Source organism: Shinella agrisoli (assembly GCF_046557955.1).
Taxonomy (GTDB): Bacteria; Pseudomonadota; Alphaproteobacteria; order Rhizobiales; family Rhizobiaceae; genus Shinella.
In genome coordinates, this window is sequence record NZ_JBJIEP010000001.1 from 74,863 (window position 1) to 91,077 (window position 16,215).

The 16,215-nt window shown below is 66.5% G+C and carries 13 protein-coding genes; 4 read left to right on the forward strand and 9 right to left on the reverse strand.

From position 1 onward, the window contains the following. The first annotated feature begins 125 nt into the window (after nucleotides 1-125). From ACIIOY_RS00355 to ACIIOY_RS00365, 3 genes are all read left to right on the forward strand, one after another. On the forward strand, nucleotides 126-968 hold the full coding sequence (locus ACIIOY_RS00355) for a TIGR02587 family membrane protein (protein WP_411032619.1): 843 nt from the start codon (nucleotides 126-128) through the stop codon (nucleotides 966-968). Nucleotides 969-975: 7 nt separating this feature from the next. Then, on the forward strand, nucleotides 976-1,386 hold the full coding sequence (locus ACIIOY_RS00360) for a TIGR02588 family protein (protein ID WP_411032620.1): 411 nt from the start codon (nucleotides 976-978) through the stop codon (nucleotides 1,384-1,386). 131 nt (nucleotides 1,387-1,517) lie between these two features. Continuing rightward, the gene (locus tag ACIIOY_RS00365) at nucleotides 1,518-2,432 is read left to right on the forward strand and encodes a M23 family metallopeptidase (protein ID WP_411032621.1); all 915 of its coding nucleotides are present in this window, start codon (nucleotides 1,518-1,520) and stop codon (nucleotides 2,430-2,432) included. Here ACIIOY_RS00365 and ligA read toward each other — a convergent pair. The 8 genes from ligA to ACIIOY_RS00405 form a co-directional block, all read right to left on the reverse strand. Then, a complete protein-coding gene (ligA, locus tag ACIIOY_RS00370) occupies nucleotides 2,419-4,578 on the reverse strand; it encodes an NAD-dependent DNA ligase LigA (protein WP_411032622.1) in 2,160 nt (719 codons plus the stop codon). The genes ACIIOY_RS00365 and ligA overlap by 14 nt on opposite strands. Nucleotides 4,579-4,654: 76 nt before the next feature. Beyond that, nucleotides 4,655-6,325 (reverse strand): DNA repair protein RecN, encoded by a 1,671-nt coding sequence (gene recN, locus ACIIOY_RS00375; protein WP_411032623.1) that lies wholly within the window; start codon nucleotides 6,323-6,325, stop codon nucleotides 4,655-4,657. Between the two features lie 31 nt (nucleotides 6,326-6,356). Continuing rightward, entirely contained in the window at nucleotides 6,357-7,223 is an 867-nt protein-coding gene (locus ACIIOY_RS00380; RefSeq protein WP_411032624.1) for an outer membrane protein assembly factor BamD, read from the reverse strand. A 155-nt stretch (nucleotides 7,224-7,378) separates the two neighbouring features. Beyond that, complete coding sequence (gene lpxC, locus ACIIOY_RS00385; protein WP_411032625.1) at nucleotides 7,379-8,335, reverse strand: UDP-3-O-acyl-N-acetylglucosamine deacetylase; 957 nt, start codon at nucleotides 8,333-8,335, stop codon at nucleotides 7,379-7,381. A 332-nt stretch (nucleotides 8,336-8,667) separates the two neighbouring features. Next, the gene (ftsZ, locus tag ACIIOY_RS00390) at nucleotides 8,668-10,407 is read right to left on the reverse strand and encodes a cell division protein FtsZ (RefSeq protein WP_411032626.1); all 1,740 of its coding nucleotides are present in this window, start codon (nucleotides 10,405-10,407) and stop codon (nucleotides 8,668-8,670) included. 96 nt (nucleotides 10,408-10,503) lie between these two features. Continuing rightward, nucleotides 10,504-11,835: a cell division protein FtsA gene (gene ftsA / locus ACIIOY_RS00395; protein WP_411032627.1), complete on the reverse strand. Its 1,332-nt coding sequence runs from the start codon at nucleotides 11,833-11,835 to the stop codon at nucleotides 10,504-10,506. After that, nucleotides 11,832-12,752 (reverse strand): cell division protein FtsQ/DivIB, encoded by a 921-nt coding sequence (locus tag ACIIOY_RS00400; protein WP_411032628.1) that lies wholly within the window; start codon nucleotides 12,750-12,752, stop codon nucleotides 11,832-11,834. Before ACIIOY_RS00400 ends, ftsA begins: the two co-directional genes overlap by 4 nt. Further along, complete coding sequence (locus ACIIOY_RS00405) at nucleotides 12,740-13,666, reverse strand: D-alanine--D-alanine ligase (RefSeq protein WP_411032629.1); 927 nt, start codon at nucleotides 13,664-13,666, stop codon at nucleotides 12,740-12,742. The genes ACIIOY_RS00400 and ACIIOY_RS00405 overlap by 13 nt, the downstream gene beginning before the upstream one ends. Before the next feature lie 441 nt (nucleotides 13,667-14,107). Here ACIIOY_RS00405 and ACIIOY_RS00410 point away from each other — a divergent pair, with 441 nt between their 5' ends. Then, nucleotides 14,108-15,412 carry an MFS transporter gene (locus ACIIOY_RS00410; protein ID WP_411032630.1) on the forward strand — a complete coding sequence of 435 codons (1,305 nt, stop codon included), beginning with the start codon at nucleotides 14,108-14,110 and terminating at the stop codon, nucleotides 15,410-15,412. A gap of 68 nt (nucleotides 15,413-15,480) precedes the next feature. Here the strand turns inward: ACIIOY_RS00410 and aqpZ are convergent, their stop codons facing one another. Further along, nucleotides 15,481-16,167 (reverse strand): aquaporin Z, encoded by a 687-nt coding sequence (gene aqpZ / locus ACIIOY_RS00415; protein WP_411032631.1) that lies wholly within the window; start codon nucleotides 16,165-16,167, stop codon nucleotides 15,481-15,483. Nucleotides 16,168-16,215: the final 48 nt, after the last annotated feature.

Below are 16,215 nucleotides of genomic sequence, written 5' to 3' on the forward strand. Positions count from 1 at the left end.
CCGATGCCGGATCTCCTCGACTCACCGGAAGGTGACGCGGGCGTGAGGACCCGGCCGGCGCAGGTCCTCACGGAACTTTGCCCTCCGGGCAGCGTTATCCCCGCGCTTCTGCGAGGGGACGTTTCATGTCGGGCAAGGCGGCAGCCGCCGAAGACGAGACAAGCGAATTCAACCGCTTCGTGACCGGGCTCGGCCGCGGCGTCGCCGGCGCGCTCTTCCTGGCGCTGCCCATGCTGATGACCATGGAGATGTGGCACCTCGGCTTCTACATGGCGCGCGAGCGCCTGCTGCTGCTCCTGCTCCTCAACATGCCCCTGCTCATCCTCCTCGCCCATCGCATCGGCTTCGAGGAGACCTTCTCCTGGCGCGAGGCGATCCGCGATGCGATCATCGCCTACGGCATCGGCATCGTGACCAGCGTGGTGGTGCTGACGGCGCTCGGCCTCCTGCGCGGCGGCATGCCGGCAAGCGAACTCGTCGGCAAGGCCGCCCTGCAATCCGTGCCGGCCAGCATCGGCGCCATGCTCGGCCGCAGCCAGCTGGGCGACGACGAGGACGGCGGCGATGCCAGGGAGACCGCCTACCACGGCGAACTCCTGATGATGGCGGCGGGCGCCCTCTTCCTTTCGCTCAACATCGCGCCGACCGACGAGATGATGGTGCTCGCCTACAAGATGACGATCTGGCACGCGCTCGTCGTCGCCGTGCTCTCCATCGCCCTCATGCACGGCTTCGTCTATGCGGTCTCCTTCACCGGCGGCCACGAGCTTTCGCCGGAAACGCCCTGGTGGCACGCCTTCGTTCGCTTCACCCTGCCCGGCTATGTCGTCGCGCTGTCGATCAGCATCTTCGCGCTCTGGGTGTTCGAGCGTCTCGGCGACAGTTCCGCGGTCGAGATCATGCTGTCCGTCATCGTGCTGGGCTTCCCGGCCTCGCTCGGCGCCGCCGCCGCGCGCCTGATCCTGTGAGGCCGTCATGACCAGATCCGAGCAGGGCCGCCACAGGGAACGCCACGATCCGCACTGGGTCGAATGGCTGACCGGGATCCTCTCCGCCATCCTGATCGCCGGCATGCTCGGCTGGGTCGGCTGGGAGGCCTTCACGCGGGAGGCGACGCCGCCGGACCTTTCCGTCACCGTCCTAGCGACGGAAAAAGCCGGCTCCGGCCACCGCATCGCCTTCGACATCTACAACTCCGCCACCACGACCGCCGCCGCCGTCACCGTCATCGGCCGGCTTATGGAGGGCGAGCGGGTGATCGAGGAGAACCACGTGGTCTTCGACTATGTCGCCGCCGAATCGAAATCGACCGGCGCGATCCTCTTCGAAAACGATCCGGCAGGCCGCACCGTGAGCCTGCGGCCGGCCGGATATACGGCCCCTTAAGAAACCGTGGCAAGCCTCGGAAGAGACTCGGGAAAAAGCGGAACCAATCTGCGCGACGGGAATTGAGCAAATGTTCAATTCCCGTGTCCCGCGATGAGGAAGGACATGGCTGACCCAGCAAGGCCACAACCATGGAAATGCCTCTTCTCATCCTGCTGACGACGCAGATTCTCCTGCCGGTCTTCTTCCTGCTGTGGCTGTGGGTGCCGCGCCCGGCCGACCGCCTCGGCTGGACGATGCGGGTATTCTACGGCGCCTGCTACTTCGCCTTCATCTCCATCATCGGACGCTGGGATTTCCTCAGCTCCTTTCTGGCGTTCGCGCTTCCGGTCGTCTTCCTGGTCCTGGCTGCGCTCTCCTACATGCGCGTGCGCGCCCGCCCCTGGAACGTCTCGCCGTTCGCATTGCGCACGCACGGCTTCACCGCGGCCATGGCGGTCTTCTTCCTGGCGCTCGCCGCCCGCGCGCTCTCGGGCTACGGCTACCAGGACACAGCCGTGGACCTCGCCTTCCCCTTCGGCGCGGGAACCTATTATGTCGGCCAGGGCGGCAGCGCCTCGTCGATCAACTATCACTACGCGAGCCAGAGCCAGCGCTTCGCGCTCGATATCGTGGCGCTCAACGGCTTCGGCGCGCGGGCGAGCGGGCTCATGCCGGAGAACCTTGCCGACTACGTCATCTATGACCGGGACGTGAAGAGCCCCTGCACCGGCGTCGCCATCACCACCCATGACGGCGTCGACGACAACCGCATCTCCGAGACGAACGCGCAGGAGCCGGCCGGCAACCACATCATCCTCGCCTGCGGCACGGCACGCATCCTGCTCGCCCATTTCAAGAAAGGCTCGATCACCGTCTCGGGCGGGGAGATCGTCACCGAAGGCCAATATCTCGGCCGCGTCGGCAACTCCGGCAACTCCTCCGAGCCGCACCTGCACATGCATGCCTATATCGGCGGCACGCTCGACTATAATGCCGGCCAGGGCGTGCCGATGACCTTCGACGGCCGGTTCCTCGTGCGCGGCTCGACCGTCACGATCCCCTGATCAGGTCGAACCAGCCGTCCTCGTCGATGACCTCGACATCGAACTGGCGGGCCTTGTCGAGCTTGGAGCCGGCCCCCGGCCCCGCGACGACGAGGTCCGTCTTCCTGGACACCGATCCCGCCACCTTGGCGCCCAGCCGCTCGGCCATCGCCTTGGCCTCGTCGCGCGTCATCTTCTCCAGGGAGCCGGTGAAGACCACCGTCTTGCCGGCGACCGGGCTCGACGTCACCACCACCGCTTCGGCGGCCTCGGGCGTCACCTCCTCCAGCAGCCGGCCGATCACGTCGAGATTGCGCGGCTCCTTGTAGAACTCGACGATCGCCCGGGCGACCACCTCGCCGATGCCGTCGATGCTGTTGAGCTCGGCCCAGGCATCGCCCGTCAGCGAGGCCGACGCCTTCATCGCCTCCTCGAAGGCGGCATAGGTGCCGTAGGCGCGGGCGAGCAGCTTGGCCGTCGTCTCGCCGACATGGCGGATGCCGAGCGCATAGATGAAGCGGTGGAGCGCGATCGAGCGGCGGGCGCCGATCGCCTCGTAGAGCTTGCGCACGCTCACCTTGCCGAAGCCGTCGATGTTTTCGAGTTTCGTCAGCGAATCCGCCTGCCGCTTTTCGAGGGTGAAGATGTCGGGCGCGGTGCGGATCGTCAGCGAGGGGTCCTCCGCCTCGAAGAAGAAGTCGATCTGCTTGGAGCCCAGCCCCTCGATGTCGAAGGCGTTGCGCGAGACGAAATGCTTCAGGTGCTCCACCGCCTGCGCCCGGCAGACGAAGCCGCCGGTACAGCGCGTGACCGAATCGAGCCGTCCCGTCTTCTCGTTGCGCTCGCGCACCGCATGGCTGCCGCAGACCGGGCAGGTCTTCGGGAACGCGTAAGGGCGCGCATCCGCCGGGCGCTTTTCCATCACCACGTCGAGCACCTGCGGAATGACGTCGCCGGCACGCTGCACGATGACCGTGTCGCCGATGCGGATGTCGTGCCCCTCGGCGCGGATGCGCTCGCCGCTGTTGCCCAGACCCTCGATATAGTCGGCATTGTGCAGGGTGGCGTTGGTGACGACCACGCCGCCCACGGTGACGGGGGTAAGGCGCGCGACGGGCGTCAGCGCGCCGGTGCGGCCGACCTGGATGTCGATCCTTTCGACCGTCGTGAAGGCCTGCTCGGCCGGGAACTTGTGGGCCGTCGCCCAGCGGGGCGAGCGGGAGCGGAATCCGAGGCGCGCCTGAAGGGCGAGCTCGTCCACCTTGTAGACGACGCCGTCGATGTCGTAGTCGAGGTCCGGGCGGGCGAGGCCGATCTCGCGATAGTGGTCGATGATGTCGTCGACGCGGAAAAGCCGCCTGGTCATCGGGTTGACCGGGAAACCCCAGGACTTCAGCACCTCGATCATGCCGGACTGGGTATCCGCCGGCATTTCCGACATCTCGCCCCAGGCATAGGCGAAGAAGCGCAGCTTGCGGCTCGCGGTCACCGTGGCGTCGAGCTGGCGCAGCGAGCCGGCGGCCGTGTTGCGCGGGTTCACGTAGGTCTGCTTGCCCTCCGCCGCCATCTTCTCGTTGAGGGCGAGGAAGTCGCTCTTGGCCATGTAGACCTCGCCGCGCACCTCGACGACGGCCGGCGCGCCGGCAGGCAGGCGGTTCGGGATCTCGCCGATGGTCAGCACGTTCGCCGTGACGTTCTCGCCCGTCGTGCCGTCGCCGCGCGTCGCCGCCGTCGCGAGGCGGCCGTTCTCGTAACGGATCGACATGGAGAGACCGTCGATCTTCGGCTCGGCGGTAAAGGCGATCGAATCGTCCGGCAGGCGGCCGAGGAAGCGGTAGACGGAGGCGACGAAGTCCCTGACGTCCTCGTCGGAGAACGTGTTGTCGAGCGAGAGCATCGGGCGCGAATGCACGATGGGCGCGAAGGTCGGCAGCGGGGCGGAGCCGACCCGGCGCGACGGGCTGTCGTCGCGCACCAGCGCCGGAAAGCGCGCCTCGATCTCCCCGTTGCGCCGTTTCAGCGCGTCGTATTCGGCATCCGAGATCTCCGGCGCGTCCTGCCCGTGATAGAGCTCGTCATGGCGCGCGATCTCCGCTGCCAGATAGGCGAGCTCGGCGGCGGCCTCTTCCTCGGACAGGTTTTCGACGGGGGTCTTGGCGTTCGTCATGGCAGGCTCCGGATTTCGGAGTCGGTTTTAGAGCAAAGCTGATGAAAGGAAAGATGCCGGTACGGCGAGATTGCCGCTAAACCGCACCCGAAAGCAGCCGCGCCGCGGCCGCCCTCGCCTCGTCGGTCACCGAGGCACCGGCGAGCATGCGGGCGATCTCCTCCGTGCGGGCCGTGTCGTCCATGCGGGCGACGCGGGTGGCGACCGTCTCGCTGCCCTCGACCGGCCCCTTGGAGATCAGGAGATGCGTCGCGGCGCGCGCGGCGACCTGCGGCGCATGGGTTACGGAAAGCACCTGCACGGTGGAGGAGAGCCGCTTCAGCCGCTGGCCGATGGCATCGGCGACCGCGCCGCCGACGCCGGTGTCGATCTCGTCGAAGACGAGCGTCGGCGCGGAGCCGCGGTCGGCCAGCGCCACCTTCAGCGCCAGCAGGAAGCGGGAGAGCTCGCCGCCCGAGGCCACCTTCATGATCGGGCCGGGGCGCGTGCCGGGATTGGTCTGGACGTGGAATTCCACCGTGTCGATCCCCTCCTCCGCGCCGCCTTGCGGGTCGGTGGCGATCTCGACCGTGAAGCGCGCCCGCTCCAGCTTCAGCGCCGGCAGCTCCGTCATCACGGCGGCGGCCAGCGCCTCGGCCGCATGATGGCGCCTTTCCGAAAGCGCGCGGGCGGCGATCTCATAGGCGGCACGCGCCTCGGCGAGGCGGGCCTCGAGCTGCACCAGCTTCTCCTCGCCGGCGTCGAGGTCGGCAAGGTCGGCGATCATCTTGGCGGCGAGCGCCGGCAGGCCCGCCACGGGAACGGAATATTTGCGGGCGGCAGCGCGCAGCGCGAAAAGACGCTCTTCCGTGCGCTCCAGTTCCTTGGGGTCGTATTCCGTCTTGCGCAGCGCCGCCTCGACGGCCATCTGCGCGTCGGAAAGCTGGTTCAGCGCCTGGTCGAGCAATTCGACGGTTTCTTCCAGAAGCCCCGGCGCCTCGTGGCTCTTGCGCTCCAGCCGGCGCACGAGCGCGGCGATCAGCGGCACGGGCGAGGCATGGCCGTTCAGGAACTCGCTCGCCTCGTTGATGTCGCCGGCGATGCGCTCGGCCTTCATCATGCGGGCGCGGCTTTCCGCCAGCGCCTCCTCCTCCCCGTCCTGCGGGGAGAGGATTTCGAGCTCCTCCACGGACGAGCGGAGATAGTCGGCCTCGCGGGCCGCAGCCTCCACTTTCTCGCGGTGGCGGCGCAGCGCGCGCTCGGCTTCCCGCCACTGGTGATAGAGCCTGCCGACATCCGCGGCAGCCTCACTGAGGCCGCCGAAGGCGTCGAGCAGCAGACGGTGGGCATCCGTATCGACGAGCGCACGGTCGTCGTGCTGGCCGTGGATCTCGACGAGAAGCTGGCCGGCCTGACGCATCAGCTGCACGGAGACCGGCTGATCGTTGACATAGGCCTTGGTGCGGCCGTCGGCCGATTGCTGCCGGCGGAAGATGAGGTCGCCGTCGTCGTCGATGCCGTTGTCGCGCAGCAGCACCCGGGCGGCGTGATCGTCCGGCACGTCGAAAACGGCCGTCACCTGGCCGCGCTCGATGCCGTGGCGCACCAGCGAACCGTCGCCGCGCCCGCCGAGCGCGAGCGAAAGGCTATCGAGGAGGATGGATTTGCCGGCGCCGGTCTCGCCCGTCAGCACGGACAGCCCCGGCTCGAATGCAAGGTCGAGCCGTTCGATCAGGACTATATCGCGGATCGATAGCTGCGCCAGCATATCGCTTCATATCTCTAGGGTCTGTACTCGATCAGGCGCCGATCAGCTTCTTGCCCGCGCGCGCGATCCAGGAACCGGAGTTTTCACGCGGCTCCAGGCCCTTCGTCTGCAGAAGCTTGTAGCTGTCGGCATACCACTGGCTGTCCGGGTAGTTGTGGCCGAGCACCGCCGCGGCGGTCTGCGCCTCGCTGTCGACGCCCATGGCGTAGTAGGTCTCGACGAGACGCGCCAGCGCCTCCTCGATCTGGTTGGTCATCGGATACTTTTCGACCACGATGCGGAAGCGGCTCGCCGCCGCGATATATTCCTTGCGCTCGAGGTAGTAGCGGCCGATCTGCATTTCCTTGCCGGCGATCTGGTCGCGCGCAAAGCGGATCTTCGCCTGGGCGTCCTCGACATATTCCGAATCGGGATAGTTGTCGATGACGGCCTGCATGGCCTCGATCGTCTGCTGCGAGGCGCGCTGGTCCTGGGTGACGCTCGGTATCTGCTTCCAGTAGGCAAGGCCGATGATATACTGGGCGTAGGCCGCATCCTCCGAACCCGGATAGAGGCTGAGATAGCGCTTGCCCGCGCTGATGGCTTCCTCGTTGCGGCCCTGGCGATAGTTCGTGAAGGCCGTCATGACGAGTGCCTTGCGGGCCTGTTCGGAGAACGGATTCTGGCGGTCGACGGCCTCGAACTTGCGGCTCGCCTCGGACACCTTGCCGGCGTTGAGGTTGGCAAGGCCCTGGTTGTAGAGCGTATCGGGGGATTCGGTTTCCGCGCCGAGCTTCGAGATGTCGATGTCCGGATCCGACTGGCACGCGGAAAGAACGGCGGAAGACGCCGTAGCGAAAAGCATAAGATAGACAATGCGCGCCGTCTTCTTCACACCAACAGACCCTGCAAAAACCATGAGACAATCCCAGTTCAACGGCACTCAATGCGGACGGGCCGCACATGCGCCCCGCGTTGTATCTCCAAATACGTCGAGACCGCAACGCCATGGCGGCGCATTAACGCATTTTTATGGCATTCGCACCGGGAAGAGCAGGACAGGCGCGCCCGGCCTCACAGAGACCAGGGCGCGAACTCGGGAGCGTTGACGGCGATCAACTCGCGCTGGCCGGCCCGCGAACGCGGGACGGAGGCTTCCACCACCTCGTAAGCGGTGCGGTCGCTCAAGAGCGCCTTCAGCGCATGGGCGTTCATCTTGTGGCCGCCGCGATAGGAGCGGTAGCAGCCGATGAAAGGCGCGCCGGCAAGGGCGAGGTCGCCCACCGCATCGAGCGTCTTGTGGCGCACGAACTCGTCCTTCGGGTAGCGAAGGCCCTCGACGTTGATCACGGTGTTGTCGTCGGAGATGACGACGGAATTCTCCAGCGAGGAGCCGAGCGCGTGGCCGGAGGCCCAGAGCCGCTCGACATCGCGCATGAAACCGAAGGTGCGGGCGCGCGAAAGCTCGTTGCGGAAGGTGGCGGGCGTCAGGTCGCCCTTCCAGGCCTGGCGGCCGATCAGCGGGCAGTCGAAATCGATCTCGACCTCGAATCGCGTGCCGTCATAGGGGGAGAACTCGGCCCAGGAGGCGCCGGCTTCGACGCGCACCGGCTTCACGATACGGATATAACGGCGCTTCACGGCGAGCGGGACGATGCCCACCTGGTCGATGGCGTCGATGAAGGGAGCGGCGCTGCCGTCCATGATCGGCATTTCCGCGCCGTGCACCTCGATCAGCACGTTGTCGAGGCCGAGCGCATAGAGCGCGGCCATGACATGTTCGATCGTCGCGATGGAGGTCGCCGGGGAAAAGCCGAGCACGGTGCACAGGTCCGTGTTGCCGACCTGCGAGGAGACCGCGCGATATTCGCTGACGGTGCCGTCGTCGTGCAGGCGCTGGAAGACGATGCCGCTGTCGGCCTCGGCCGGGTTGAAGGTGATCGACACGGCAGCGCCGGAATGGACGCCCGTCCCGGCAATCGTCACCGGGTTGGAAATCGTCGTCTGGAAACCGAGCATACCGATCGTCATTTGCATTCGCCTCGTCTTATTGCCGGCCCATTCTTCGCCGACAGTGCTTGCTTCGTGGCCCAAGGAGCCCATCGTCGGACGCGTCGCGCCCGCCGACAAAATGTGCCGGAACGTCTGGAGTGATCTGCCACGCTCCGCCAATGCCGGCTGCGCGAATCCTGACTGTCCCCTCTGCCCACGCTGAATGTAGTAGGCCCCTCAACGTCATACAAATCACTGTTTCTTTCGCTTTGTTACGCATTTTTCAGCCGGCAAGCCTTTGAAAACAAAGTGAAATAAAAATGCCCGGATCAACGACCCGGGCATCCTGTCAAAAGGCCCTGTTTCCGGCCTCAGTTGGACTGCCGGCGCAGGAAGGCCGGGATCTCCAGCTGGTCGTCCTCGCCCAGCGAGCGCGGCTGCGGATTGGCGCGGCCGTGGTCGTCGAGCTGGCCGCGGCGCGGCGCGTAGAGGCTGGCTTCCGGCGAGAGCGGACGGCGCTGCTGCTGGGCAACGGGCGCCGCCTGTTCCTGGGCGGCCTGTGCCTCGTCATTGCGGCCGAGCGACGACGTCAGGCGCCGCAGAAGGCCCATCGGACCGCGCTCTTCCTGGTGCGTGGCCGGCTGCTGTGCCGCTCGATGATCGATCTCGGCCTTCACGACGGGCGGAAAGTCCTCGATCTTCGGCATGCGCATGGTCTGCGGCTCCTGGCGGATGACCGGAGCGGCAGGCTCGACGCGCTGCTGCACGGCCGGAGCCGGCTGAACCGGCTGCTGGGCCGGAACGGCGCGCTGGACGGCCGGCGCCTCGGCGGGCGCCGCGAAGATGCGGTTCTGCAGGCGCGGCTCTTCCTGGTGGGAAGCGACGGGCTGTACCGGCGTCGGACGGCCTGCCGGGATGGCGAGCTCGCGCTCGAGGCTTTCCTCCGAGGCGCGGATGGCGTCCGCGATCGGATCGGCGGCCGGCTGCTGGACGACCGGCTGCTGCATCGCGGGCTGCTGCTGCACGACCGGCTGCGGCGCGGCGGCGACCGGCTGGGCCTGCTGCTGCGCCGGAACGGCGGACGGGCGGACTACCGGCTTGCTGACGCTGCGAAAGTCAGCCGAACGCGCAGCCACCTCCGAGGCCGCGCGGTCGATCCCGGTTGCAACGACGGAGACGCGGATGAGGCCTTCGAGCTCTTCGTCGAAGGTTGCGCCCAGAATGATGTTTGCGTCCGGATCGACTTCCTCGCGGATACGGGTTGCGGCTTCGTCGACCTCGAAGAGGGTGAGGTCGCGGCCGCCGGTGATGGAGATCAGGAGGCCCTGCGCGCCCTTCATCGAGGTTTCGTCGAGCAGCGGGTTGGCGATCGCGGCTTCCGCGGCGGCCATGGCGCGGCCCTCGCCCGAAGCCTCGCCCGTGCCCATCATGGCGCGGCCCATCTCGCGCATCACCGAGCGGACGTCGGCGAAGTCGAGGTTGATGAGGCCTTCCTTGACCATGAGGTCGGTGATGCAGGCGACGCCCGAATAGAGCACCTGGTCGGCCATCGCGAAGGCGTCGGCGAAGGTGGTCTTGTCGTTGGCGATGCGGAACAGGTTCTGGTTCGGGATGACGATCAGCGTATCGACCGACTTCTGCAGCTCCTGGATGCCTTCCTCGGCAAGGCGCATGCGGCGGCCGCCTTCGAAGTGGAACGGCTTGGTGACGACGCCGACGGTCAGGATGCCCTTGTTGCGGGCGGCCTGCGCGACGATCGGCGCTGCGCCCGTGCCGGTGCCGCCGCCCATGCCGGCGGTGACGAAGCACATGTGCGTGCCGTTGAGGTGATCGATGATCTCGTCGATGCACTCTTCGGCGGCAGCGCGGCCGACCTCCGGCTGCGAGCCGGCGCCGAGGCCCTCGGTGACCTGGACGCCCATCTGGATGATGCGCGAAGCCTTGGTCATGGTGAGCGCCTGGGCGTCGGTGTTGGCGACGACGAAGTCGACGCCTTCGAGGCCCGCGGTGATCATGTTGTTGACAGCGTTGCCGCCGCCGCCGCCGACACCGAAGACGGTGATGCGGGGCTTCAGCTCAGTGATGTCCGGCTTCTGCAGCTTGATAGTCATTGCATTGTTCCTTTCGTTTCCGGCTGCATCGCCCAGCCGGTCTATTCCCAAGACTCGTTGTCGGTCTTCCCCGGCGGCACGCCGCCGGGAAACCCGTCAGAAACTCTCCTTCAGCCACTGGCCCATGCGGGCGATGCGGCCGTTGCCACCCGTCAGCTGCGAGAGCATGCCGCCCTGCACAGCGTGTTCTTCCAGTTCCGCGACCTGCGGATAGATCATCAGCCCCACCGCCGTCGAAAAGGCCGGGCCCTTCGCCGCCGTCGGCAGGCCGGACACGCCGAGCGGCCGGCCGATGCGGACGTTGCGGGCAAGGATGCGGCGGGCCGCTTCCGGCAGGCCGGTGAGCTGGCTTGCGCCGCCCGTCAGCACGATCCGCTTGCCAACGATCGGCGAGAAGCCGGAACGCTGGATGCGGTCGCGGATGAGCTCGAGCGTCTCCTCGATCCGCGCGCGCACGATGCGCGAGACGAGCGCGCGCGGCACGTGGGTCGGCTGGTCGCGGTCGTCCTCGCCGATCGGCGGGACGGTGACGATGTCGCGCTCGTCGCCGGCGTTCGGCAGGGCCGAGCCGTGCACGACCTTGAGGCGCTCGGCATCCTCGATGCGGGTCGACAGGCCCCGCGCGAGGTCGGTCGTGACGTGGTGGCCGCCGAGCGAGACCGCATCGGAATGCACCAGCTTGCCTTCGGCGAAGACGGAGATCGTCGTCGTGCCGCCGCCCATGTCGATGCAGGCGCAGCCGAGCTCGACCTCGTCGTCGACGAGCGCCGAAAGGCCGCTCGCGTAGGGCGTCGCCACCATGCCCTCGACGGAGAGGTGCGCGCGGTTGATGCACAGTTCCAGGTTCTTCAGCGCCGAGCGCTCCGCCGTCAGCACATGCATGTCGACGCCGAGCACATCGCCGAACATGGAGAGCGGATCGCGGATGCCGCGCTCGCCGTCCAGCGAGAAGCCGGTCGGCAGCGAGTGGAGGATGGCGCGGTCCTGGCGCAGCGACTGCTGGCCGGCGACGGCGAGCACCTTGCGCAGGTCGTTCGCGTCGACCTCCTGGCCACCGAGATCGATGGTCGCGGTGTAGACGTCGCTCTGCAGGCGCCCTGCGGAAACGTTGACGATAAGGCTCTCGATGGTCAGGCCGGCCATGCGCTCGGCCGCGTCGACGGCAAGGCGCACGACGCTCTCGGCCGCGTCGAGATCGGTGATCACGCCGTTCTTGACGCCGCGGGACTTCTGGTGGCCGATGCCGATGATCTCGACCTTGTGCGTGCGGCCGGGAAGGATCTCGCTCTCGGCGCGGGGCGTCAGCCGGCCGATCATGCAGACGATCTTGGTGGAGCCGATGTCGAGGACCGAAACGACGTGAGCACGCTTGGAGGAAAGCGGCTTCAAGCGCGGCAGGCCGAAATGGGACGAACCGAAAATGCTCATGTGCGCTTCGCTGCCTTCTTAAGGTCCTTTGCCCTCTGCTCGACCGCCGCGTTGCGGCGTTCCAGCGCCCCTTCCGTCAGCCGCACCGTCGTGCGGTCCTCAAGCCTCAGGTCGACCGCCGCGATGTCGCGCTCCAGGATCGCCTGCTCGGCTTCGAGCGTCGCCAGCATGTCCATGGCGCGCGGCACGTTGTGCTCCGGCAGCTTCACGACGATGCCGTTGTCGAGGCGCAGGTCCCAGCGCCGGCCGGCGACCCGGATATAGGCCTTCACCCGCGCCTTGATCTCCGGCCAGCTGTCGAACTCGGCGGCGAAACCGGCCGCCGCGGTTTCGGCGTCGCGGCCGACGAAGAGCGGCAGCGTGGAGAACTTGTTGTCGCGCAGCGGCGCGATCACGCTGCCGTTCCTCTCGATCAGCGAAAGGTCGCTGCCGTGCTGCCAGATCGCGAAGGCCTCGCGCTCCTTGAGCACGATCTCGATCGTGCCCGGATAGACCTTGCGCACGGAGACGTCCTCGACCCAGGGCAGGTCGGCGAGCTTCTGGCGCGCCTCCTTGACGTCGAGGGCGACGAGCGAGGTCGTGCCGTCGAGACCGAGGCGCTCGAGGATGTCGATCTCCGAGGTCTCCCGGTTGCCGGAAACCTTCACGTCCTCGATGGCAAAGCCGATCGCCGTCGTGGACGCCTGGGCGAAATCCTGCGAATGGCCGCCGAGCGACATGCCGTAGAGGCCCGTCGCGCCGAGGAAGAGCACGCTCGCCACGCTTCCGACATGGCGCGGAATATGGATGCGGCCGGCCGCGAGGCTGACGAGGAAACGGACGATCCGGCGCAGCGGGCGCGGCAGCACGCGCCCCGCTTCCGTCTCGGAAAGCCCGGCGGGACGCACCCTCATCTTCTTGACGCTCAACGCAAACACGACGCGTCCTCCACCATCCACTTCAAGAACTCACCAAAGGAATGGCCGGCATGCTCGGCCATTTCGGGCACCAGGGAGGTAGGGGTCATGCCGGGCTGGGTGTTGATCTCCAGCCATACAAGCTCGCCATTCTCGGAGAAACGGTCGTCGTAGCGGAAGTCGGAACGGCTGACTCCACGGCACCCGATCGCTTGATGCGCCTTGAGTGCGAGTGTTTGTACTTTTTGGTAAATATTCGGTGAAATTTGCGCCGGGATGACGTGTTTCGAGCCGCCTTTCACATATTTGGAATCATAGTCGTAGAAGGCGTGGCCCTGCGGCACCACTTCGGTGACGCCGAGCGCCACGTCGCCCATGACGCCGCAGGTGAGCTCGCGGCCATGGATGTAGCGCTCGACCATGACGGCATCGCCATAGCGCCACTCCTCGGAGGTGATGATCTGCGGCGGATGCGACTGGTCTTCCTTGACCATGACGACGCCGAAGGAAGACCCCTCGCGCACCGGCTTGACGACATAGGGCGGCTTCATCGGATGCGCCGACGTGAAGTCGAAGCGGTTCATGAGACGCTGCTCGGCGACCGGAATGCCGGCGGCCTTCGCGACGATCTTGGCCTGGGCCTTGTCCATGGCGAGCGCTGAGGCGAGCACGCCGGAATGGGTATATGGAATCTGCAGATATTCGAGGATGCCCTGGATGGTGCCGTCCTCGCCGAAGGGGCCGTGCAGCGCATTGAAGGCGACGTCCGGCTTCAGCTCGGAAAGGACGCTCGCGACGTCGTGGCCGACGTCGACACGCGTGACCTTGTAGCCCTCGGCCTCAAGCGCGTCGGCGCAGGCGTTCCCCGACGAAAGGCTCACCGGCCGTTCCGACGAAAAACCACCCATCAGCATCGCGACATGCTTTACGCTCATAGAACCCCCAACTGAATTCCGCACACTGCCCCTCGTCGCTTGTGCGGACCTGATTTGCTTGTCGGCTCCGACTCGGCGAGCGAGATGGGACCACTAGAGCGTCATTAAGGTTAATGAAGCGTTTACTTTCGTTAACCTGATGCGTTGCGGGGTGAATTTTCCTCGCGCCGAATCAGGCCTCGCTTCGATTCTCCTTCTGGAATCAGAGAGTTGGGTTGAGCGCAAGGGGAGCGGGCAAATTTGCGGCACCCGAAATGCCGCCCGCCCGAGGGCAGAGCGGCGCGAAGCGTTCGTAAACGCGGCGTGCCGATAGAAGAACGAAAAGTACGATTTTTCGCCCGCAAGGGTACTTTTATTGTTTCATTGGCCGGACGGTTGGCGTAGTAGACGCCCGCTGCCTCCCAAGACGGCAAAAAAGAAACCTAAAAAGGCACCCCAACGATGAGTGACACGCTCGCTTCCGGGTCGCCGGCCGCAACGCATTCCAACCGCACCGGGCTCAATTCTCCGGCGCGCGTTCTTTTTGCAAGCCTGGTCGGAACGACCATCGAATTCTTCGATTTCTACGTCTACGCTACCGCCGCAGTGCTGGTCTTCCCGACGCTGTTCTTCCCGAACAACGATCCCACGACCGCCCTGCTCGCCTCCTTCGCGACCTTCTCCATCGCCTTCTTCGCCCGCCCGCTCGGCGCCATCGTCTTCGGGCACTACGGCGACCGCATCGGCCGCAAGACGACGCTCGTCGCCGCGCTTTTGACCATGGGCATCTCGACCGTGATCATCGGCCTCCTGCCCTCCTACGATTCGATCGGCGTCATCGCGCCGCTGCTGCTGGCGCTTTGCCGGTTCGGCCAGGGCTTCGGCCTCGGCGGCGAATGGGGCGGCGCCGTGCTATTGGCGACGGAAAACGCTCCTCCGGGCAAGCGCAGCTGGTACGGCATGTTCCCGCAGCTCGGCGCCCCGGTGGGCCTCTTCCTCTCCTCCGGCGTCTTCTGGCTGCTGCTGCACGTCATGCCGCAGGAATCGCTGCTCGCCTGGGGCTGGCGCATCCCCTTCGTCGCGTCGATCGTCCTTATCGCGGTCGGCCTGTGGGTCCGCCTGTCGATCACGGAGACGCCGGCCTTCCAGAAGGCCATCGAGAAGAAGGAGCGCGTGGAGGTCCCGGTCGTCGAGCTCTTCCGCAACCACAAGCGCAGCCTCGTGCTCGGCACCTTCGTGGCGCTCGCCACCTTCGTGCTGTTCTACATCGGCTCGGCCTATCTCTTGTCCTACAACGTCAAGGTCCTGAAGCTGCCCTTCATCGAGGCGCTCGAAGTCCAGCTCCTGGGCTCGGTGCTCTTCGGCCTGTTCATCCCCGTCGCCGGCAAGCTGGCCGAACGCTTCGGCCGCCGCGAGGTGCTGATCGCCACGACCGTGCTGATCGGCATCTTCTCGTTCTTCCTGCCGGGGCTGATGACGGGCGGCGAGGCCGGCATCTTCGTCTTCGTGATCGTCGCCATGGCGCTGATGGGCCTGACCTACGGCCTGATCGGCACCGCGCTTGCGGCTCCCTTCCCCACGAAGGTCCGCTACACCGGCTCGTCGATCACCTTCAACTTCGCCGGCATCTTCGGCGCGTCGCTCGCGCCCTACATCGCGACCTGGCTGCAGGCGAACTACGGCATGGCCTATGTCGGCTACTATCTCGGCCTTTCCGCCGTTATCACGCTGGCCTGCATCCTGCTCTCGGGCAAGGAAGAAGTCTGAGCCTCCAAGGCTCCGAACCAAAGAACCCGCCGCGGCGACGCGGCGGGTTCTTTCTGTTCTGCGATCGATCAATCGTCTTCGCCGACCACCTTCCAGATCACCGCGCCGATGACGGCGCCGAGGATCGGGGCGACCCAGAACAGCCAGAGCTGCGAGAGCGCGGCGGTATCGGCGAAGAGCGCGACGCCCGTCGAGCGGGCCGGGTTCACCGAGGTGTTCGTCACCGGGATGGAGACGAGATGGATGAGCGTCAGGCCGAGGCCGATGGCGATGGGCGCGAAGCCGGCCGGTGCGCGGCCGTGCGTCGAGCCGAGGATGATGAAAAGGAAGAACGCCGTCAGCACCACCTCGGCAAGGAGCGCCGCCGTCAGCGAATAGCCGCCCGGCGAAAGCTCGCCGTATCCGTTCGAGGCGAAGCCCCCTGCCTGGAAGCCGGCCTTGCCAGAGGCGGTGAGATAGAGCACGACGGCGGCCGCGACAGCGCCGACGACCTGCGCCGCGATATAGGGAACGAGGCTTGCGGCCGGGAATTTGCCGGCCACCGTCAGGCCGACGGAGACAGCGGGGTTGAAATGTCCCCCGGAAATGCCTCCGACCGCATAGGCCATGGTGAGCACCGTCAAGCCGAAGGCGAAGGAGACGCCGAGAAGGCCGATGCCCACGTCGGGGAAGGCGGCGGCGAGCACGGCGCTGCCGCAACCGCCGAAGACGAGCCAGAACGTGCCGAGGAATTCGGCTGAGAGTTTCTTGAACATGAGAATGCCCCCTGATCCGAACCCCGCTCGCGCGGGGCTTCGCCGCGC